This window comes from Halomonas marinisediminis, assembly GCF_004347715.1.
Classification (GTDB): domain Bacteria; phylum Pseudomonadota; class Gammaproteobacteria; order Pseudomonadales; family Halomonadaceae; genus Halomonas; species Halomonas icarae.
Genome location: NZ_SLTR01000001.1, coordinates 219,878 through 239,308, shown reverse-complemented (window position 1 = coordinate 239,308; position 19,431 = coordinate 219,878). Strand labels below are relative to the sequence as shown.

Below are 19,431 nucleotides of genomic sequence, written 5' to 3'. Positions count from 1 at the left end.
CAGGATGACGTGCCCGTGGAACTTCTTCAGCAGCTCGATATGCGCCATGCCCTGACCGGCCTGGTAGCGCTGGTGGTCGGTATCCTGATCACCTTCTTTCTCCAGCAGCGCCGGCTAGGCGCCGTGCGCCATCAGCGGGATGTGGCCCGCGATGCGCTTCACGCCCAGCAGCTGGAGGCCCGCGAACAGACGGTGGCGCTGCAGGTGGCCGAAGGCGAGGTGGAGACCCAGCGTGAGGCCGTCGAGGCCCGGGGGCGTGAGCTCGAGCGCTTCCGCGACGCCTACTATGCGCTCAAGCAGACCCATGGCGAACTGACCACCCGGCTGGAGGAGAAGGAGGCTCACTTCGCCCGTCAGCTGGCCTGGATGGAGGAGAGCAAACAGCAGCTCAAGGTGGAGTTCGAGAACCTCGCCAACGAGTTGCTGGAGCAGAAGGGCAGGGCCTTCACCTCGCTCTCCGAGCGCAGCCTTGAGGGGCTGCTCAAGCCGTTTCAGGAGGAGATCAAGGGCTTTCGCGACAAGGTCGAGACCCTGCACACCCAGGAGACCGCCCAGCGTGCCAGCCTCACCACCGAGCTCAAGCATCTGCAGCAGCTCAATCGTGATATCACCGACCAGGCCGCTCAGCTGACCGAAGCCCTCAAGGGGCAGAAGAAGGTGCAGGGCAACTGGGGCGAGCTGATGCTGGAAAACGTGCTGGACAGTGCGGGCCTGCGCGCAGGGGTGGACTATCAACGCGAGAAGAGTTTCACCACCGAGCAGGGCAAGCGCCGCCCGGATGCGCTGGTCTATCTACCCGAGGGGCGCCATCTGGTGATCGATGCCAAGACGTCCCTGGCCGCCTATCTGGAGTATGTCAATGCCGAGGATGAGCTGACCCGCCGGCGGGCGCTGGCCGACCACGCCAGCGCCGTGGGCGACCGCATCGAGGAGCTGGCGGACAAGCACTACTATGATCTGCCGGGACTCAACTCCCCGGAGGTGGTGATCATGTTTATCCCGGTGGAGTCGGCCTATATCGAGGCCCTGCGCCACGATGCGACCCTCTATCAGCGGGCCATCGAGCGCAACGTGCTAGTGGCTACCCCCACCACGCTGCTGACCAGCCTGAATATCGTCGGCCAGCTATGGCGCTTCGAGAATCAGAGCCGCCACAGCGCCGAGCTGGCGAGAAAGGCCGAGCGCTTTCATACCAAGCTCTCCTCCTTCCTGGAGAGCATGCAGGACGTAGGCAGGAAGCTCGACGGCGCCCGCGAGAGCTACGACAAGGCGTTGGGTCAGCTGGTCAACGGGCGTGGCAACCTGGTCAAGCAGGCCAACGAGTTCCGCGAGCTGGGCGTGGCGGTGAAGAAGGAGCTGCCCGCCGAGGTGCTGGAGCGGGCCCGGCTGGAGGTCGGCTCCTCGGGAGCAGCCAGTCAGGTCGAACCGACAGCGGGAGAAGAGCGTTAAATGCCTCGGCCGCGCGGGACGGCTAGACTGGCGGTGAGAGCCACTGACCGACAGGGATGGTAGAGAACCGACATGGCCTTTCGTTTTCAGCGCCGTATTCGCCTGGCGCCGGGTGTTCGCCTCAACCTCGGCAAGGGGGGGCTCGGCCTTTCGGTGGGGCCACGGGGGGCCAGCCTGAGCGTGGGCCCCGCTGGTGTGCAGGGCCATGTGGGGTTGCCAGGCACCGGCCTGGCCTATCGCCAGCGCCTGGATGGTCGCGATAGCGGTGGATCAAGCGGCGGCCGCCAGCAGGCGGGGCAAGGCACCAGCCGTGGCGATGCCGCGGCGCTCGAGGCGCGATTGGCCGAGGGCGATAGTGTGCCGCTGCGGCTGGAGGTCGACGAGAGCGGTCAGCTCCACTACTTCCATGGCGATGGCACGCCCATGAGTGATGCCGAGGCACGCAGCATTCGCCGCCATGCCGAGGCGAGCCTGCGCGAGCAGCTTCAGGCCCACTGTGACCGTCTGAATGCCGAGATCGAGAGACTGGGGCGGCTGCACGAGGAGACCCCATCGCCCGAGTCCAACGGCTATGAGGTCAGCGAGTTCGACGAGGCCCCGCCACCGCCATTTCAACCGCTGTCGCCGGTATGGTGGCATGCCCTGTGCCCGCCGGCGAGGCGTCGCCGTGAGGCGCGCAATGCCCGCCTCAAGAGCGAGTTCGATGAGCGTTATCGCGCCTGGGAGTGGCGCAAGGCCGAGCATGATGCCACGGAGTTTTCCCGCTATCAGCGGGAGAGCGATGGGGTGTGGGATGACCCGCAGGCGATGGAGGCGACGCTGCGCGAGCGTCTCGAGGAGATCGACTGGCCCCGCGAGACGCTGGTTGACTTCGAGCTGGGCAGCGATACCGCGACCATTGCGGTGGATATCGACCTGCCCCGGGAAGAGGAGATGCCGGACCACTACTGGGCCATGCCACCCAAGCAGCTCAAGCTTTCGCCCCGCCGACTGAGCGCCACACGTCAGCGTGAGCTCTATCGTGATCACGTACATGGTATCGCCTTTCGCGTGTTGGGGGCGGTGTTTGCCCGCCTGCCCGGGGTCAAGGAGGCGCGTGTGTCGGGCTACCGCCAGACTACCGACCCGGCGACCGGCAGTGAATCTGACCAGTATCTCTATAGCGTCAAGGTGACCCGGGAGCAGTGGGAGCGTATCGCGTTCGACAACCTAGAGCAGGTCGATCCGGTGGCGGCGCTCGAGGCCTTCACCCTGCGCCGCGACATGACCAAGACCGGCATCTTTCGCGATATCGAGCCGCTGAAGCTGGTATAAGCGAAGGGCGGGCCTGAGCCCGGTCAAGATGCTGGCCTTAACGTCGCGATAAGCTGGTATCAGTTGAAAAGAACGGCGCCGAATCATCCTGCTAGCGCCCAGCCGTCCGTCTGGAGGAAGTCGTGATGAACGTCATTTACCGCATCGATCGCCCCTATGAGTCCGGCCGCATCGAGGTCTACGGCGACGAGCCCTACGAGTGGCGCATTCTCGACCATGCCGGTCATGTGGTGCGCGACAGTGCCGCCGACGACAGCAGTGCCGGCGGCTACAGTGCGGCAGAGCTGGCCCTGCGTGACGCCATCGCCTTCGACGCCGACGACAACGTGGTGCCTATCTTCTTTGGCCACAGCGCCGACGCCGAGCGGGAGAATGCCGCCCAGGCCCAGCGGACTGCCGAGAGCCTGCAGGCCCTGGCGGGGGCGCTGAAGAGCGCCACCAGCCAGGCGCGCCTGGACAGCCGTCATGCCACCGATGATGCCGCCCAGGACTACCTGGATGCCCGCATCGAGGCGATGGAGCGAGTCGTTGAGGAGCTGGAGGATAGCGTCGGGCGGCTGAAGACACTGGCCGAGGCGGAGGCGTAGCGTCGCTTCAGCTGCCGACGCCACAGATTCATCATGGTGCGGGCGGCTCACCAAGGATGCTGATCCCAGTACCGAGCCGCTGCTCGATGCTCTGACCGATCGCCAGCAGTCGCGCCTCCTGGCCGGGGCCCGCCATTACCTGCAAGCCCACCGGCATGCCGGCGCTATCGTTACCCACCGGCAGCGTCAGGCCGCACAGCCCCATGAAGTTGGCGATCATGGTATTGCGCAGCGCCTGCATATTGGCCCTTGCATAGGCCTCCACCGAAAGCAGACTTTCCACGGTGGGCGGTGTGATCGCCACGGTGGGGGTGAGCATGGCGTCCACACCGGCGATCTCCCTCTCGGCCATGCCATACAGCTTGTCGACAAGGGCGCGTCGGCGCACGTACTCCCAGGCGGGCATGTCGTCCACCGCCTCGACCCTGGCGGCAACATTGGGGTCCAGCGCGGCGATCGCGTCGGGAAGCTCGGTCTTGAGAAAGGCCGACAGCTCCGCCGCGGCCACCCCACCCTCCATGAACAGCCGATACGCCTCATCGGTGTTGGGCAGATCCAGGGTCACCAGGCGCGCCCCGGCGGCCTCGAGCTGGCGGATGGCCTGTTCGACGCACTCGGCAATGCCAGGGCTGCAGTCATCCCAGAAAAACGCACTGGGCACGCCAAGGGTGAGATCGGCGAGGGCCGGCGTGGCTGGGACGCGGTCATCGCGGCCCGTCAGTGCACCATCCAGGGCATCGAAGGCAAACGCCAGGTCGTCGACGCGATGAGCCAGCAGCCCTGGGGTGTCCAGGGTCGGGGAGAGCGGCACGATCCGCTTCCCGGGCCAGCGTCCCGCGGTGGTCTTGAGGCCTGCGACTCCGGTCATGGAGGCGGGGATGCGCACCGAGCCCGCGGTATCCGTTCCAAAGGCCAGGCTGGCGGTGCCACCGACCAGCGATACCCCAGCCCCGGAGCTCGAGCCCCCGGGGATTCGGTGATTCTCAAGATCCCAGGGGTTACGAGGCGCTCCCCAGTGGGCATTGGTCCCGAGGCCGCCGAAGGCAAACTCCACCGTATGGGTCTTGCCCATCACGCTGGGCAGCTGGGCGAGCAGGGCCCTGACCAGCGGTCCGGCCTGCTCCCACCGTGGTGGCAGCCGCTGGGACGAGCCGGCATAGGTCGGCAGCCCCGGCACCGCAAATAAATCCTTGAGCGATACGGGGATGCCCATCAGCGCGCCGGTGTCTCCCCCCTGACGAATCACTTGATCTGTAGCCTGGGCGTGGGCGAGGGCGGCCTCGCCGTTCCAGGTCATGTAGGCGTGATCATGCTGACCGCGGCTACGATGGGCCTCAAGGGAGGCCTCTGCCAGTGACGTGGCCGTGAGCTTGTTGCTGCGCAGTGCGGTATGTATCTCACGGAGCGGGAGCCTGAGGGGGGAGTCGGTCATGGCTGTATTTCCTTGTTGTCAGTCACGAATCGAGTTGTGGTTTTGGCTTCGGAGTATCTTCGGGTGATGCCACGGATATGGCGATTTCTCACACTATGAGTGAGTCGTCGTCAGACGGAGGGCCAGTAAAGTCACTGGAATAGATAACAGAAAAGCCATGCCAGGTTGGCATGGCTTTTCTTTTCAGCGCTCAATCATAACACCTAGGCAGTGACATACTCGGCGTCGACAGTATCGGTCGTCTCGGTAGAGGAGGGCGCTGCATAAAGCTCTGCAGGAACACCCTCCTGTTCATAATGCTTCGGATTGATCCAGGTAGTCGTTACATGCTCCCAAGGGACATTCTCACCGGTCTGCTTTCGATGAAAGTTTGCCCCCGACTTGGAAGCCTGGCCCCAGGTGGTGGCAGGGAAGAATCCGATGGTGTCTCCATCGTGAACTACCTTGAAGATGTCCATCATTGATGCGTTGACCTCCTAAACATACCAGACCCTCAACTAGGCCACAGAATCCAGTATCATGCCTTGAAGTAACACTTTTTAGCTGACCCTCCATGATACCGTTTTAAATAAAAAGTAGCTAATTTTGTAAGTTTTAGGCGTGTTAAAAAGTGGCGTAAAAGAAATGTTATTTACTTTCCTGGCCGTTCATCTCCCCGATCCACGCCACCTCCAGCCGAAAGGGCCCCGACCGCCGGTCGGCGATAAGCAACCCCACCTGCCGGAGCGCCGCGGGATCGAGCGGCGGGGCGTCCTCCAGTCGCCGACCGCGGAACACCGCCTCGAACGCGTGCCAGGGCAGGGCAAGGCGTTGCCACTCGCCGGTGGGGGGCTGGAACAGCGCCCGATAGGCGGCGCCCTCGAACAGTTGGTTGGTGCGCAGGCGCAGCTGGTAGCAGCGGCCGTCGCCGCGCACATGGAGCAACAGGCCCGGAGCGCCGCTCAGGTCCATGGCCTCGCGCTCGCGGCGAACCGAAGCGAAACCGCCGTTGTTCTCCAGGGACGTCTCGCCACTGAACACCCCCACACCGTCTTGCACCTGCAGGTTGCCGCGGGAGACGCCGCCCATCACATCATCGTTGATGGCCCGCCAGCGCTCGGCCTCGGCCGCGTGTTGAAAGTCGATCAGGTGTGCCGTCATGGGGGAACCTCGGGGTCGCGTATCGCCTGATGCCCAGTTTGCCTGTCGGGACACTCTGTGTCTTCCGGGGGCACCATTGCACCGTTGGAAAAGAGCAGCGCCAGCGGGCCGGGCTCGAACCGAGTTCGGCCGGCTGCTCCCGGGTGCTTCAAGCCGCGGCTACCCAGTACCAGTACAATGCGGTGTTTGTGGCTTCTGCCAATCGCGGCCTGGTGCCGCTGCTTCAGTCAGCCGCCGATGCCGTGACCCGTCGCCAGCGTGAGAACGAAGAGCGCGCGCTGCTCTATGTCAGCCTGACGCGTGCCAGAAAGCTGGCGTTTGTGTTCGGCTATGGGCAGATGAGTGAGTGGTTTTGACTGAGACGGCGGTGTTGGCCTCATTGAGCATGCCGCCGCGATGGTGTACTGAGGGGCTTGCTATTTTTCGTCAGTCTGCTGATCCTCAGCAGGCTTCTGGTTGTGGCTATTCTGCTTGGCTGCTCGTTCCTCCAGCACTCTCGGGGCGACGAACAGGGCCACCATGCCAAAGAGGTCTAGCGCTCCGATGAGGCCTGCCACGGCGGGACTGAATGGCGCGATGATCGCGGCGGTAACGAAGCCCCCAAGAGCAATAGCCAAGCCGTAGCGCTGGCCTCGCTTGTCCTTCTCTATGGCACCGCTTAGCCCGGTTTTCTGCATGTCGTGGGTATGTTTTTGGTCATCCACGGCCATCTGCAGGATAGTGCGGCGCGTATGCTCGTCGTAGGCGTTGAAGTGGTCAGGGTGGGGTAGAGAGTGTACATGGTCGTATGCTGTTGAACTGCCATGACATGCTGATGAGGTTCCTCTTCGACGAGCATGCTAGACAACGCTTCTTGCTGGCTTGGGTTCAACTGCCCACTTTTGAGGCCTTGAAGCAGGGCGCTGGTGTCTGCTTCTGGCTCAAGGTAGTCACCGACAGTATCGGTGTTCCGGTGACTATCCTTGTTCACGTTAGCGGTTTCTTCAGCGTTAGGCTGTTTCGGGGTTTCACCGCTCATGACTCAGCTGCTCATAATCCTTGATGGACTTGCAAATCTGGTTGCCCACATTTTGCCAGTACTGCCCCAGGCGCTGCTGAGGTGTGCCTTTTGGCATGTGCTCGACATAGTTGCTCGTCGGCCAGAAGTCCATAACAGACCCCACCGCACGGATCCTGCGATATGACCTGATGCGAACCTTCATACACTGACTCCTTTATTTGCTTCAAGCAGTGCGATTAACAATCCGCATGCACTGCAAGGCTACCTTTTAGTATGCGTTATAGATGATTCAACCTCCAGTTGGGCATTCGGCATGGCCTGGTTGTTGTTGCAGTGAGCCACAGCCACCGAGAAAAGGCACTACCTCTCTGGGCAGCGCTCCGTTGCCGGTATCTGTATTGGCTATCTATTGGCAACTGAAATGAAAACAACGAAAAACCGCCACCCGGCATGATCCGTAAGTGGCGGTTTCTCTTGATGTTTCTGGTCGGAGCGACAGGATTCGAACCTGCGACCTTTGCAACCCCATTGCAACGCGCTACCAAGCTGCGCCACGCTCCGACTCGCGTTTTCGGTTTCCTGACCGTCTGGCCTGTGCCCCGAGAACGAGGCGTATACTAGCGCGTTAGCTGGCAAATGAAAAGCCCCTTTTGCACTTTCTTTTCAGATGCTTGGGTTGGGAGCGCTGGGGCGTGCCGCGATGATGCTCTATGATGTCGGCGGTTTACGCCGCGTATCGGGCGTTGTCGGGGTTGCAGAGGGGGAGTAGCCGTGCCGTTGATCATGGGGATGAGTGTGTTGCTGGCTTGCCAGTTCCTGGGGGAGCTGGTGGCGCGTGGGCTGACGCTGCCGATACCGGGGCCGGTGATTGGCATGGTGATCCTGCTGATTGGGCTGATGGTAAATGGCAAGGTGCCCAGGAGCCTGCGCATGACAGGCGAGGGTCTGCTGCGCTACCTGACCCTGCTGTTCGTTCCGGCGGGGGTGGGGCTGATGGTGCACTTCACGCTGATCGGACGGGACCTGTGGCCGATCCTGATCACCCTGGTGGTGTCCACGGGGTTGACCCTGGCCGCGACCGCCTGGGGACTGGATCGGCTAATCCGTCGCCGGGGAGGGGAGTCGCGATGAGCCTGGCGACGCTGGACCAGCTGTGGGTCTATCTCTCCGGGAACCCGCTGCTCTCGCTGCTGATGACGCTGCTGATGTTCAGCCTGGCGGTGCGCATCAACACGGCTCTCGGGGGCACGCCACTGCTGCACCCGGTAACGCTCGCCATCGTCATGCTGATCGGCCTGCTGCTGCTGGTGGATATGGATTACACCACCTACTTCGAGGGGGCGCAGTTCATCCACTTCCTGCTGGGGCCGGCCACCGTGGCACTGGCGATCCCCCTGTATGACCATCGTGAGCGGGTCAGGCGGCTGCTGGTGCCACTGCTGCTGGCCTGTCTGCTGGGCATCGTCACGGCGGTGGCCAGCACCCTGGGCATTGCCCTGGCACTGGGAGCGCGCCTGGAAACGGTGCTCTCCCTGGCGCCGCGTTCGGTGACATCTCCCATCGCCATGGGGATCGCCGAGCAGATCGGAGGCATTCCTTCGCTGGCGGCGGGCCTGGTGCTGCTGACGGGATCCATCGGCTGTGCATTGTCGCCCTGGATATTTCGTCTGTTGCGGATCCAGGATCCGGTGGTGCAGGGGTTTGCCCTGGGGCTGTCGGCCCATGGCTTCGGCACGGCCCAGGCGTTTGCGCGGATCGGCGCCGTGGCCGGGGCCTTCTCGGGCCTGGCCATGGGGCTGACGGGGCTGCTTACGGCGTTTCTGCTGCCGCTGATCACGCGGCTCTTCGGGCTGGGGAACTGAAAAGGCGCCCGATCGGGGGCGCCTGAGTAGGGTGGTGTCGTCGCTGCTGGATGGCTAGATCTCCTCCCATATCCGCTTGCGAAAATCATGGCTGAGCTTGGTGGCGTGCTCCAGGCGCTTCATCTGCGCGTTGCTCACCTCCTTCACCAGCTTTTCATAGCAGGCCTGCACCTCCTCTGGAGTAGTGGGCTGTGGCCCGTCGAAGCACTCGGCGATTCTCTCACCGCTCTCGGCGATGGCCTTCAGGAATTCGGCTTCGAACTGCAGGGCCTCGGCGAGGCCTTCCATCCAGGCCAGTTGGGTGCGTGCCATGGGGTTGGCACCCTTGGTCCACTGCTGCTGCCACCATTCAAGCATCGGGTTGGAGAAGGGGTTCTGGGACATGACGATCTCCTGGTCACTACGCCAGCGGCTGGTTGATACGGCATACGCCTCGTGATGTTGACTAGAGTATAGGAGACCGTAGGCGGGAGGGCGGCGCTGGAGCGCTGCCCTCGTTAGTTGAGTTCAGGGTGCATGTCAGGGAGCGAGTGCGATGTGGAGCGTGGTCAAGTCGGTACTGGCGGCCTTCTTCGGCGTACAGAAGGATGCCCGGCGTCGGGAGGACTTCGAGGAGGGGCATCCCGTGGCGTTCATCGCCGTGGGAATCCTGATGGGATTGGTGTTCGTGGCGGTCGTTGCATTCATCGCCGTGTCGGCGGCGCGTTGAAAAAGGCGTTGGCGGTGGGCGAGGGCGCGACCGTTGGCCGCAGTGTGGGTGTCTACACTTCCTTACAGAGACAGCGGAATCGAACGACCATCCGCGTGCGGCTAGCGCGTGAGACGACAATAACAAGTCACGATAACCAGCAAGGAGGAGGCGCCGATGCGCACGTTCATCGTGTGGACAGCAGGTTGCCTGGTCGTCCCCCTGATGACGACGCTGGCCATGGCCAATGGCTGGAACATGCCGGTGGGGGTGACCGATGTGAGTCGTGAGGTCCACTCCCTGCATATGACCATCTTCTGGATCTGCGTGGTCATCGGCGTGATCGTGTTCGGGGCGATGTTCTACTCCCTGTTCCGCTTTCGCCACTCCAAGGGGGCCAAGGCGGCGCACTTCCATGAGCACACCCTGGTCGAGGTGATCTGGACGGCGATTCCACTGCTGATCCTGATCGGCATGGCGGTACCCGCCACGGCCACCCTCAAGAAGATGTATGACCCCTCCGATGCCGATCTGGATGTGATGATTACCGGCCAGCAGTGGCGCTGGCACTACGAGTATCTCGGCGAGGATGTCGCCTTTACCTCCAATCTCGGCACTCCCCGCGAGACGATTCGTGGCAAGGGGGAGCGCGGCGAGCATTATCTGCTCGAGGTCGATGAGCCGCTGGTACTGCCCGTGGATCGCAAGGTGCGCTTCCTGATGACCTCCGATGATGTCATTCACTCCTGGTGGGTGCCGGATCTGGCCGTCAAGCAGGACACCATTCCCGGCTTCGTCAACGAGAACTGGGTGCGGATCAATGAGCCAGGCGTCTATCGCGGCCAGTGTGCCGAGCTGTGCGGTATCAACCACGGCTTCATGCCGATCGTGGTGCAGGCGCTGGAGGAGGAGGAGTTCAATGCCTGGCTGGCCGAGCGCAAGGAGGCGGCCGCTCAGGAGGCCTCCGGTGTCGACCGCGAATGGAGCCTGGACGAGCTGATGGCGCGTGGCGAACAGAGCTACAACGCGGTGTGTGCCTCCTGCCATCAGCCCGATGGCAGTGGCAACCCGCCGGCCTTCCCGGCCCTGGCGGGCAACCAGGCACTGATGGAGGAGCGCGAGCGACATATCGAGACCGTGGTCAACGGGGTCTCGGGTGCCGCCATGCCAGCCTTCCGTAACACCCTGAGTCCGGTGGAGGTTGCCGCCGTGATCACCTACGAACGCAACGCCTGGGGCAACGAGACCGGCGATGTGGTTCAGCCGTCGGAGATCGCCGAGCGGCTGGAAGAGTAAGCCGGATGCGATTTTCCCAAGCGATGAGATAAGAACAGCGACAATCAGGGAGAGTGACCATGGCGCCCAAGCTGCCCCTGCATCACCCCGTCGAGCAGAGCTCTACCGCCAGTGCCGGTGGCCAGGCGGCACACTCGGCCCCGCCCCGTGGCCTGATGCGCTGGCTGCTGACCACCAATCACAAGGAGATCGGCAGCCTCTATCTGATCTTCTCGCTGACGATGTTCTTTATCGGCGGAGTCTTTGCGCTGGTGGTGCGCGCCGAGCTGTTCCAGCCGGGGCTGCAGCTGGTGGAGCCGGAGTTCTTCAATCAGATGACCACCATGCATGGTCTGATCATGGTGTTCGGTGCGATCATGCCCTCCTTCGTGGGGCTGGCCAACTGGATGATCCCCCTGCAGATCGGCGCGCCGGACATGGCCCTGCCGCGGCTGAACAACTTCAGCTTCTGGCTGCTGCCGGTGGCTTTCACGCTGCTGCTCAGCACCCTGCTGATGCCCGGCGGTGGCCCCAACTTCGGCTGGACCTTCTACGCGCCGCTCTCCACCACCTATGCGCCACCTTCCACCACCTTCTTTATCCTCTCGCTGCATATCGCCGGTATCAGCTCGATCCTCGGCGCCATCAACATCATCGCCACGGTGCTTAACCTGCGCGCGCCGGGCATGCGGATGATGGATATGCCGCTGTTCTGCTGGACCTGGTTGATCACCGCCTTCCTGTTGATCGCGGTGATGCCGGTGCTGGCCGGGGCGGTGACCATGATGTTGATGGATATCAACTTCGGCACCAGCTTCTTCAATGCCGCCGGTGGCGGGGATCCGGTGCTCTTTCAGCATCTGTTCTGGTTCTTCGGGCATCCCGAGGTCTACATCATGATCCTGCCCGCCTTCGGGATCGTTTCGGCGATCATCCCCACCTTCTCGCGCAAGCGGCTGTTCGGTTACGCCTCCATGGTCTATGCCACCGGGGCCATCGCCATCCTGTCGTTCATGGTCTGGGCGCACCATATGTTTACCGTGGGCCTGCCGCTGACCGCCGAGCTGTTCTTCATGTACACCACCATGCTGATCGCGGTGCCCACCGGGGTGAAGGTGTTCAACTGGGTGGCGACCATGTTCCGCGGCTCGATCAGCTTCGAACCGCCGATGCTGTTCGCCCTGGCCTTCGTGGTGCAGTTCACCATCGGCGGGTTCTCGGGGCTGATGCTGGCCATCTCGCCGGCGGACTTCCAGTATCACGACACCTACTTCGTGGTGGCGCACTTCCACTATGTGCTGGTGCCGGGAGCGCTGTTCGCGATCCTGGCCGCGGCCTACTACTGGCTACCCAAGTGGACTGGCCACTATCCCAATCTGAAGCTGGCCCAGTGGCACTTCTGGCTCTCGGTGATCGGCGTCAACCTGACCTTCTTCCCCATGCACTTCTCGGGACTTGCCGGCATGCCACGGAGGATTCCCGATTACGCCTTGCAGTTCGCGGACTTCAACCTGGCATCCAGCCTGGGCGCCTTCCTGTTCGGCGCCTCCCAGCTGCTCTTCGTATGGCTCATCATCAAGTGCGTGCGCGGTGGCGAGAAGGCCCCGGCCAAGGCCTGGGAGGGCGCCGAGGACCTCGAGTGGAGCGTGCCGAGCCCGGCACCGCTGCACACCTTCGAGCATCCGCCCACCTTTCGGCATGACGAGAAGTAGCGGCGGCGTCTCTAGCGACTAGCGGGGAGAGGGATATGGAGGAGCGTCAGCAGTGCGGCAGTCAGAGAGCCCGAGGGGTCAGGCGAACCGTGGCCCGAACCCTCTTCGCCCTGGCCGGCATGTTCGTCTTCGCCTTCGCCCTGGTACCTCTCTACGACGTCTTCTGCGAAGTGACCGGGCTCAATGGCAAGGTGGACACCCAGGGCCAGGCACTGGTCGCGGAGGAGGTCGATCAGACCCGCGCTGTGACCGTGCAGTTCGTGACGCGCACCAGTGCCGGCCTGCCATGGAACCTCGAGGTGGAGACACGTCAGATTCGCGTGCACCCCGGGCAGAGTGCCGAGGTCGGCTTCGCCTTCCACAACACGGCAGATAGCGCCGTCTGGGGGCGGGCCGTGCCCAGCGTGACGCCGGCCCGCGCCAACCTGCATCTGCGCAAGCTGGCGTGCTTCTGTTTCGAGGAGCAACGCCTGCAGGCGGGGGAGCGGATCGAGCTACCGCTGATCTTCCAGCTGACCCGGGACCTGCCTGCCGACGTCAATACCGTAACCCTGGTCTATACCCTGTATCCGGTTGACCGTGACGAGGCGGCGCTTCAGGCACGCGCCGACGGCGACAAAGGAGGTGAGGCATGAGTGGTGGCAGCTACTACGTACCCCCAACCAGCAAGTGGCCGGTGCTCGGCTCGCTGGCGCTGGGTCTGATGTTGATCGGTTTCGGGATGATCCTGGTGTATGGGCTGAACGGCGTCATGATGGCGGCCGGTTTCGTGGCGCTCCTGGCCGTGATGGGGTTGTGGTTTCGCGACGTGATCAGGGAGTCACGCGGGGGGCTCTACGATGCCCAGATGGATCGCTCCTTCCGTCAGGGCATGGCCTGGTTCATCTTCTCCGAGGTGATGTTCTTCGCCGCCTTCTTCGGCGCGCTCTTCTATGTGCGTACCTTCGCGCTGCCATGGCTGGATGGGGAGGGCGCCAAGGGGGTGGCGGCCCTGCTGTGGCCGGAGTTTACCGCCAGCTGGCCGCTGCTGGAGCCGCCCGGCGATGTGGCGGGGCCGCGGGAGGTGTTGAGCCCCTGGCAGTTGCCGCTGGTGAATACCCTGATCCTGGTGGGGTCCAGCATCACGCTGACCGTGGCCCACGAGGGGTTGAAGGAGGGCATGCGCGAGACCACGCGTAACTGGCTGCTGGTGACCGTGCTGCTGGGTCTGAGCTTCATCGTCATTCAGGGGGTCGAGTACTACGAGGCCTATTACCACTACGGGATTACCCTGGAGGCGGGCATCTATGGTTCGACCTTCTTCCTGCTGACCGGCTTCCATGGGGCCCACGTGATCATTGGCGCCACCATCCTGGCGGTGATGCTGTTGCGGATCCTGCGCGGTCACTTCGCCGCGGAGAATCACTTCGGCTTCGAGGCGGCCTGCTGGTACTGGCACTTCGTGGATGTGGTGTGGGTAGGTCTCTTTCTGTTCGTCTATGTTTTCTGAAGCTCGTTTTCTGACGCCAGCTTTCTGACGCCAGCTTTCTGACGCCAGCTTTCTGACATCAGCTTTCTGAAAGCCGTCTTCCGAGCCTCTGAGGCTTTGTCTTCAAGACGATCGCGATGGTCGGGGTTCAGCCCAGATTGCCGGCGTAGAAACCATAGAAGAGCAGGGACAGCAGGATGGCGGCGAGGGCCACCCGCAGCTTGAGGGAGACCAGCAGCCGTCGCGAGGTGGCATCGTCGCGCAGCAGAAAGCCGGCGCCGGCGGCGAGGCTGGTCACCATGGCCAGGAATACCAGGGCAATCAGGATCTTGAGCAGCATGGCGCACTCCTTGGATATGAAAGTTTCCCAGCATGCCCGCCCAGGACGGTGGCGGCAACGCCTGTGGTGGACGCTCTGGTCCCTGCTGGTCGTGCTGGGGGTGGCGCTGGGGGCGTGGCAGTGGGAGCGTGGCGAGCAGAAGCGTGCCTATCTGGCGCAGTTGGAGGCGGCACCAGCACTTGTCGACCCCCGGCAGGTACCCCCCGAGGGTAGCCGGCTGACGCTGTCCGGCGAATACCTGGCCGACAAGACCCTGTTTCTGGATAACCGTACCCACGGGGGGCGCCTGGGGGTGGCACCCCTGACGCCACTGCGTGGCGATGATGGTCGCGTCTGGCTGGTGCAACGTGGCTTCCTGGAGACCGGCACCAGCCGTGCCGACCCCGAAGTGGCGACACCCAAAGGGCGGGTCACCCTGCGTGGCCGTTGGCAGGTGGCTGGGGCTGGCGCTCCGCTGTTCGGGCGCAATCGCGAGGGGGCCAGGCTGCAGCGCATCGAGCTTGAAGCCTGGGCGCTCGACTTCGCCCACCCCGGCTGGCTGCACCTGGAGGAGGGCCCCGGTGCACTGCCCGGCTGGTGGTCACCGAGCGTCATGCCACCGAGTCGCCACGTCGGCTATGCCGTGCAGTGGTGGGGGCTGGCGCTGGCGGCACTGGTGGTGATGGTGCTCGGTGGCCGGCGCATGGGGCGGCATCCCGATGAGATACCCGCGGAGGATCGATCATGATGATGGACCATGCCACCCCCTATGGACGGCTCAAGCTGGCGGCGCTGCTGCTGTTTCTCTCGCTGCCGGTGCTGGTGGCCACGGTGATGGCGTTGTGGCGTGTCGGCATTCCCGAGGGGCGCACCGCGCATGGCGAGCTGGCGCCAGGGGTGCCGGTGCTGGCCGATTGGCCACTGGCCACGCCGATGGCGCCCATGGTCTCCGGCGATTGGGTCCTGGCGTTCGACTGCGGCGAGCGTTGTGACGAACTCAGCGATCAGTGGTGGCGCCTGCATCGCGCACTGGGCAGCGACGCGCCGAGGGTCAGCCGGCTGCGCGTGGGTGGCGTTGGCGATGCGCTGCCCGGGGCGGTGGTTGGGCAGTGGGTCGAACGCCCCGCCTGGCTCGAGTCGGACCGGGTATGGGTGATCGATCCGCGCGGTCAGGTGGTGCTCGGCTATGAGCCCGAGGCGGACCCCTATGCGGTCAAGGCAGACCTGGAGCGTCTGCTGCGCATGAACCCGGAGGCCCCCTGGCAGGCTGACCAGGAACTGGCGGGGCGCTGAGCCCACGGGGCAAGGTGAGGGTTGGCGATGCAGGCAGCACATCGGCGGTTGGCACGGTTCAAGGGGCCGGGACGCTGACGGGCATTGAGCCCGCACACATAGAGCAAGGTGAGGGTTGGCGATGCAGGCAGTACATCGGCGGTTGGCACTGCTCAAGGCGTTGAGCCTGGCGGGTGTGGTATTCACGGTAGGAGTGATTCTGCTGGGTGCCTGGACGCGCCTGGTGGATGCCGGCCTGGGTTGCCCGGACTGGCCGGGCTGCTACGGTGCCCTGGTGGTGCCCGACGAAGGACAGGCGCTGGCGCACAGCCCGGACTCGCCGCTGGAGAGCGCCAAGGCCTGGATGGAGATGATCCATCGCTATGTGGCCTCCGCTCTGGGCCTGCTGGTGATCGCCCTGGTGGTGCTGGGCTGGCGGCTCAGGCGCCATGCCGATTATCCCTGGCGGCTCTCCCTGGTATTGCTTGGGCTGATTATGGTGCAGGGGGCGTTCGGTGCCTTCACCGTGACGCTGAAGCTGTGGCCCCAGGTGGTGACGCTGCACCTGCTCGGCGGGCTTGGCGTGATGCTGGTGTTTCTCTGGCTGCATCTGCGCCTGCGCCGCTGTGCCAGTGGGAATCTGACCCTGGGTGGCGTGGCCCCGCCCCGTCGTCGTCTCACCCCCCTCTGGGGATTGGCCGCGGGACTGTTGGTGATCCAGCTGGCCCTGGGAGGCTGGGTCTCGAGCAATTATGCCGGCATCGCCTGTCAGGGGTTTCCCACCTGCAACACCCAGTGGTGGCCGGCCCTGGACTGGAGCGAGGGGTTTCATCTGACCCAGAGCGTCGGGCCCAACTATCTGCATGGGCAGCTGCATGCCGAGGCGCGCAGTGCCATCCAGGTGGGGCACCGTCTGGGGGCGTTGGCGCTGGGTCTCGCGATTCTGGCGCTGTGGACCCGCTACCGGCGCGAGAGAGCGCTGCGTGGGCCCCTGACGGGGGTGGTACTGGCCTACGCCGGGCAGTTCTCCCTGGGGGTCGCCAATGTGTTGATGTGGCTGCCGCTATGGCTGGCGCTGCTGCATACCGCGGGGGCCGTGGCGCTGGTCTTGAGCCTGGCGTTGGCGGCCTGGCGGTGGCGCTCTCTCGAACCATCCCCGCACAGAGCACAACCCATAACGCAGCAGAAGAAGGAGTGGGTCCATGTCTGATTCACTGACCACCGAGATCCGCGTCTCCGAGCTCGCACCCCCTTCGCTGGACAGCTGGGGCTGGCGAGACCTGGTTACCCTGTGCAAGCCACGCGTGGTGCTGGTGATGCTGGTGTGTGCCCTGGTCGGCATGGCGCTGGCGCGGCCGGTGCTGCCGTCGCTTGGGGTCGTCTTCTTCGGCCTGGCGGGCATCGGCCTCACCGCCTGTGGTGCGGCCGCCTTCAACCATGTGGTCGACAGGCGTCTCGATGCCATGATGCTGCGCACCGCGCGGCGGCCGCTCGCCACCCGGCGCATGCCGGGCAGCATCGCCCTGGCCTGGGCCACACTGCTGTCGCTGGCCGGCCTTGGCCTGCTGGTGTGGCAGGTCAATGGGCTGACCGCCTGGTTGACCCTGGGGTCACTGATCGGCTATGCGCTGGTCTACACGACCTTCCTCAAACATGCCACGCCCCAGAATATCGTGATCGGCGGGCTGGCCGGTGCCGCGCCGCCGCTGCTGGGCTGGACGGCAGTTACCGGCCAGGTGGGACCCGAGCCACTGCTGCTGGTGTTGATCATCTTCGCCTGGACGCCACCGCATTTCTGGGCGCTGGCGCTGCACAAGCGCGACGAGTATGCGCGTGCCGGGATACCGATGCTGCCCGTGACCCACGGCGTGGCCTTCACCCGCCTGCAGGTATGGCTCTACGGCTGGCTGACCGTGGCGGTAACGCTGCTGCCATTTGTGATCGGCATGAGTGGTGCGGTCTACCTGGTGGGGGTGATGGTGCTCAATGCGCGCTTCATGTTCTGGAACTACCGCGTCTGGCGGGGGCAGGACCCCAGGGCGCCCTTGGCCGCCTTCTGGTTTTCGATCCGCTATATCCTGGGGCTGTTCGGCGTGCTGCTGCTGGACCACTACGCCCAGGCCTGGACGCTATGGCTGGCGCCGGCGATCCAGTAGTCGGGGAGTGGTGCCGTCGTGGTATTGATGCGACCCCGAGAAACGACACGGGCCCGGTGATTGCCGGGCCTGTGGCGTGTTGGCCTGGTGGCTGTTTATCAGAACTGGTTTACCAGGGCGGGGCTATCAGAGCGGAGCTACCAGAGCAGGATGACCAGCAGGTAGGCCATCACGGTGACCACCACGCTGCCGACCAGATTCAGGGCGAAGCCGGCCCGGATCATCGACTGTATCTTCATATGCCCGGTGCCGAAGACGATGGCATTGGGTGGCGTGGCCACCGGCATCATGAAGGCACAGCTGGCAGCGATGGCGGCCGGCACGGTGACCAACAGCGGTGAGATCTCCAGCGATAGCGCCAGGGCGCCCAGCAGCGGCAGGAAGGCGGCGGCGGTGGCGGTGTTGGAGGTCACCTCCGTCAGGAAGATGATCACCAATACCACGATGCCGATCATGGCCAGCAGCGGCAGGGTGCCGAAGATGCCCAGCTGGCCGGCGATCCACTCCGCCAGGCCGGTACGGGTGATGGTACCGGCCAGGGCCAGACCGCCCCCGAACAGCAGCAGGATGCCCCAGGGGACCTGTTGCGCATCATCCCAGGCCAGGAGACGTTCGCGGGATTGCCTCCCGCTCGGGATCAGAAACAGCGCAATGCCGGCCGCGATGGCGATGCCGGTGTCGGTCAACCAGGGCAGCCCGACGTCGTTGAGCAGCGGGCGTGCCACCCAGGCGATGGCGGCGAGCGAGAACAGCACCGCCACGCGGCGCTCGGCGGAGGACATCGGGCCGAGGTTGGAAAGCTCGCTATCGATCAGCTCGGCGCTGAGATTGGCCGAATCGGGGTTGGCCGCATCGAGCTTGAAGCCACGCCGTGTCAGCCACCACCAGGCCGCCACCATCATGGTGATGCTGATCGGCAGGCCCACCAGCATCCACTGAGCGAAGCCCAGGTCAATGCCGCGGTCCTCGGCCAGGTAGCCGGCCAGCAGTGCATTGGGTGGCGTGCCGATCAGGGTGGCGACACCGCCGATGCTGGCCGAGTAGGCGATGGCCAGCAGCAGGGCGGTCGCGTAACGACGCAGCTCCTCGGGGTCGCTGTCGCCGAGCAGGCTGATCACCGACATGCCGATGGGCAGCATCATGATCGAGGTGGCGGTATTCGACACCCACATGCTGAGAAAGCCGGTGGCGACCATGAAGCCGGCGATCTGCCTGCGCGGCTGGTGCCCCACCAGCTTGAGCACGTGCAGGGCGAGGCGGCGATGCAGGTCCCAGCGCTGCATGGCGATGCCGAGCAGGAAGCCACCCAAAAACAAGTAGATGATCGGGTTGGCATAGCTGGCAGTCGCCTCTCCCATGCTACCCAGCCCCAGTGCCGGTACCAGCACCATGGGGAGCAGAGAGGTGGCGGGAATCGGGATGGCCTCGGTCGACCACCAGGCGGCCATCCACAGTGCCATGCCGACACAGGCCCAGGCCGCCGGCGGCATCTGGGCGGGGGGCGGTAACAGCAGGGTGAGCAGCAACAGGGCGGGGCCGAGCCACAGGCCGATTCTGGCGGCGAGGGCGGGCGGCGCCGGTGCCCTGGACGAGCTGGAGTGATCGGGCATGGCGGATTCCAGTACCGGGTGAGTGCAGTGAAAGGTTGAGTGCCTGGCGATTGAGTGTCTGGCGATAAGGCGGCCGCATTGTACTCAAGAATCTTCTGTAACGTCAGAGGCATGCGCCGCCGGGCTTGGAGTCTAGAAACGTTGGGT

At 64.3% G+C, this 19,431-nt stretch carries 23 protein-coding genes and 1 tRNA gene; 15 read left to right on the top strand and 9 right to left on the bottom strand.

All coding sequences use genetic code 11. From position 1 onward, the window contains the following. Nucleotides 1-15 precede the first annotated feature (15 nt). The 3 genes from rmuC (at nucleotide 16) to E0702_RS01185 (ending at nucleotide 3,350) form a co-directional block, all read left to right on the top strand. Complete coding sequence (gene rmuC / locus E0702_RS01195; protein ID WP_240721633.1) at nucleotides 16-1,449, top strand: DNA recombination protein RmuC; 1,434 nt, start codon at nucleotides 16-18, stop codon at nucleotides 1,447-1,449. Nucleotides 1,450-1,521: 72 nt separating this feature from the next. Next, entirely contained in the window at nucleotides 1,522-2,763 is a 1,242-nt protein-coding gene (locus E0702_RS01190) for a DUF4236 domain-containing protein (RefSeq protein WP_132041135.1), read from the top strand. A gap of 125 nt (nucleotides 2,764-2,888) precedes the next feature. Next, entirely contained in the window at nucleotides 2,889-3,350 is a 462-nt protein-coding gene (locus tag E0702_RS01185) for a hypothetical protein (protein ID WP_132041134.1), read from the top strand. A 31-nt stretch (nucleotides 3,351-3,381) separates the two neighbouring features. On the opposite strand, the gene E0702_RS01180 is transcribed toward E0702_RS01185, so the two are convergent. The 3 genes from E0702_RS01180 to E0702_RS01170 form a co-directional block, all read right to left on the bottom strand. Beyond that, nucleotides 3,382-4,782, bottom strand: a complete 1,401-nt coding sequence (locus E0702_RS01180) for an amidase (protein ID WP_132041133.1) — start codon at nucleotides 4,780-4,782, stop codon at nucleotides 3,382-3,384. A gap of 203 nt (nucleotides 4,783-4,985) precedes the next feature. Beyond that, complete coding sequence (locus tag E0702_RS01175) at nucleotides 4,986-5,243, bottom strand: hypothetical protein (protein WP_132041132.1); 258 nt, start codon at nucleotides 5,241-5,243, stop codon at nucleotides 4,986-4,988. A gap of 166 nt (nucleotides 5,244-5,409) precedes the next feature. Next, entirely contained in the window at nucleotides 5,410-5,922 is a 513-nt protein-coding gene (locus tag E0702_RS01170; protein WP_132041131.1) for a CIA30 family protein, read from the bottom strand. A 29-nt stretch (nucleotides 5,923-5,951) separates the two neighbouring features. Between E0702_RS01170 and E0702_RS01165 the strand changes: the two genes are divergently transcribed. Then, nucleotides 5,952-6,278, top strand: a complete 327-nt coding sequence (locus E0702_RS01165; RefSeq protein WP_132041130.1) for a 3'-5' exonuclease — start codon at nucleotides 5,952-5,954, stop codon at nucleotides 6,276-6,278. A 60-nt stretch (nucleotides 6,279-6,338) separates the two neighbouring features. Here E0702_RS01165 and E0702_RS01160 read toward each other — a convergent pair whose 3' ends face one another. The 3 genes from E0702_RS01160 to E0702_RS01150 form a co-directional block, all read right to left on the bottom strand. Further along, the gene (locus E0702_RS01160; RefSeq protein ID WP_240721632.1) at nucleotides 6,339-6,626 is read right to left on the bottom strand and encodes a hypothetical protein; all 288 of its coding nucleotides are present in this window, start codon (nucleotides 6,624-6,626) and stop codon (nucleotides 6,339-6,341) included. Nucleotides 6,627-6,929: 303 nt separating this feature from the next. Continuing rightward, nucleotides 6,930-7,124: a hypothetical protein gene (locus E0702_RS01155; RefSeq protein ID WP_132041129.1), complete on the bottom strand. Its 195-nt coding sequence runs from the start codon at nucleotides 7,122-7,124 to the stop codon at nucleotides 6,930-6,932. A 282-nt stretch (nucleotides 7,125-7,406) separates the two neighbouring features. After that, nucleotides 7,407-7,483 (bottom strand) — tRNA-Pro (locus tag E0702_RS01150). Between the two features lie 210 nt (nucleotides 7,484-7,693). On the opposite strand from E0702_RS01150, the gene E0702_RS01145 reads away from it, so the two are divergent. Together E0702_RS01145 and E0702_RS01140 are read left to right on the top strand one after the other, a co-directional pair. Next, complete coding sequence (locus E0702_RS01145; protein WP_132041128.1) at nucleotides 7,694-8,053, top strand: CidA/LrgA family protein; 360 nt, start codon at nucleotides 7,694-7,696, stop codon at nucleotides 8,051-8,053. Beyond that, on the top strand, nucleotides 8,050-8,784 hold the full coding sequence (locus E0702_RS01140; RefSeq protein ID WP_132041127.1) for an LrgB family protein: 735 nt from the start codon (nucleotides 8,050-8,052) through the stop codon (nucleotides 8,782-8,784). Before E0702_RS01145 ends, E0702_RS01140 begins: the two co-directional genes overlap by 4 nt. A gap of 54 nt (nucleotides 8,785-8,838) precedes the next feature. On the opposite strand, the gene E0702_RS01135 is transcribed toward E0702_RS01140, so the two are convergent. Next, nucleotides 8,839-9,168, bottom strand: a complete 330-nt coding sequence (locus E0702_RS01135; RefSeq protein ID WP_132041126.1) for a hypothetical protein — start codon at nucleotides 9,166-9,168, stop codon at nucleotides 8,839-8,841. A 151-nt stretch (nucleotides 9,169-9,319) separates the two neighbouring features. Between E0702_RS01135 and E0702_RS01130 the strand changes: the two genes are divergently transcribed. The 5 genes from E0702_RS01130 to E0702_RS01110 all read left to right on the top strand — a co-directional run bounded on the left by E0702_RS01130 (nucleotide 9,320) and on the right by E0702_RS01110 (nucleotide 13,948). Further along, nucleotides 9,320-9,493 (top strand): DUF2970 domain-containing protein, encoded by a 174-nt coding sequence (locus E0702_RS01130; RefSeq protein ID WP_132041125.1) that lies wholly within the window; start codon nucleotides 9,320-9,322, stop codon nucleotides 9,491-9,493. A gap of 156 nt (nucleotides 9,494-9,649) precedes the next feature. Further along, nucleotides 9,650-10,768, top strand: coding sequence for a cytochrome c oxidase subunit II (coxB, locus tag E0702_RS01125; RefSeq protein ID WP_132041124.1), 1,119 nt, complete (start codon nucleotides 9,650-9,652; stop codon nucleotides 10,766-10,768). A 59-nt stretch (nucleotides 10,769-10,827) separates the two neighbouring features. After that, on the top strand, nucleotides 10,828-12,459 hold the full coding sequence (gene ctaD, locus E0702_RS01120) for a cytochrome c oxidase subunit I (protein WP_132041123.1): 1,632 nt from the start codon (nucleotides 10,828-10,830) through the stop codon (nucleotides 12,457-12,459). 35 nt (nucleotides 12,460-12,494) lie between these two features. Beyond that, nucleotides 12,495-13,094 (top strand): cytochrome c oxidase assembly protein, encoded by a 600-nt coding sequence (locus tag E0702_RS01115; RefSeq protein ID WP_132041122.1) that lies wholly within the window; start codon nucleotides 12,495-12,497, stop codon nucleotides 13,092-13,094. Then, nucleotides 13,091-13,948, top strand: a complete 858-nt coding sequence (locus tag E0702_RS01110; RefSeq protein ID WP_132041121.1) for a cytochrome c oxidase subunit 3 — start codon at nucleotides 13,091-13,093, stop codon at nucleotides 13,946-13,948. Before E0702_RS01115 ends, E0702_RS01110 begins: the two co-directional genes overlap by 4 nt. A 127-nt stretch (nucleotides 13,949-14,075) precedes the next feature. Here E0702_RS01110 and E0702_RS01105 read toward each other — a convergent pair whose 3' ends face one another. Beyond that, nucleotides 14,076-14,267: a DUF2909 family protein gene (locus E0702_RS01105; RefSeq protein WP_132041120.1), complete on the bottom strand. Its 192-nt coding sequence runs from the start codon at nucleotides 14,265-14,267 to the stop codon at nucleotides 14,076-14,078. On the opposite strand from E0702_RS01105, the gene E0702_RS01100 reads away from it, so the two are divergent. The 4 genes from E0702_RS01100 to cyoE all read left to right on the top strand — a co-directional run bounded on the left by E0702_RS01100 (nucleotide 14,266) and on the right by cyoE (nucleotide 17,674). Continuing rightward, a complete protein-coding gene (locus E0702_RS01100; RefSeq protein WP_132041119.1) occupies nucleotides 14,266-14,994 on the top strand; it encodes an SURF1 family protein in 729 nt (242 codons plus the stop codon). The two genes, E0702_RS01105 and E0702_RS01100, sit on opposite strands and share 2 nt — an antisense overlap. After that, the gene (locus E0702_RS01095) at nucleotides 14,991-15,539 is read left to right on the top strand and encodes a hypothetical protein (RefSeq protein WP_240721631.1); all 549 of its coding nucleotides are present in this window, start codon (nucleotides 14,991-14,993) and stop codon (nucleotides 15,537-15,539) included. Before E0702_RS01100 ends, E0702_RS01095 begins: the two co-directional genes overlap by 4 nt. 121 nt (nucleotides 15,540-15,660) lie before the next feature. Continuing rightward, nucleotides 15,661-16,728, top strand: coding sequence for a COX15/CtaA family protein (locus E0702_RS01090; RefSeq protein ID WP_132041118.1), 1,068 nt, complete (start codon nucleotides 15,661-15,663; stop codon nucleotides 16,726-16,728). Then, nucleotides 16,721-17,674 (top strand): heme o synthase, encoded by a 954-nt coding sequence (cyoE, locus tag E0702_RS01085; protein WP_132041117.1) that lies wholly within the window; start codon nucleotides 16,721-16,723, stop codon nucleotides 17,672-17,674. The genes E0702_RS01090 and cyoE overlap by 8 nt, the downstream gene beginning before the upstream one ends. A gap of 137 nt (nucleotides 17,675-17,811) precedes the next feature. On the opposite strand, the gene E0702_RS01080 is transcribed toward cyoE, so the two are convergent. Next, nucleotides 17,812-19,284 (bottom strand): SLC13 family permease, encoded by a 1,473-nt coding sequence (locus E0702_RS01080; RefSeq protein WP_132041116.1) that lies wholly within the window; start codon nucleotides 19,282-19,284, stop codon nucleotides 17,812-17,814. Nucleotides 19,285-19,431: the final 147 nt, after the last annotated feature.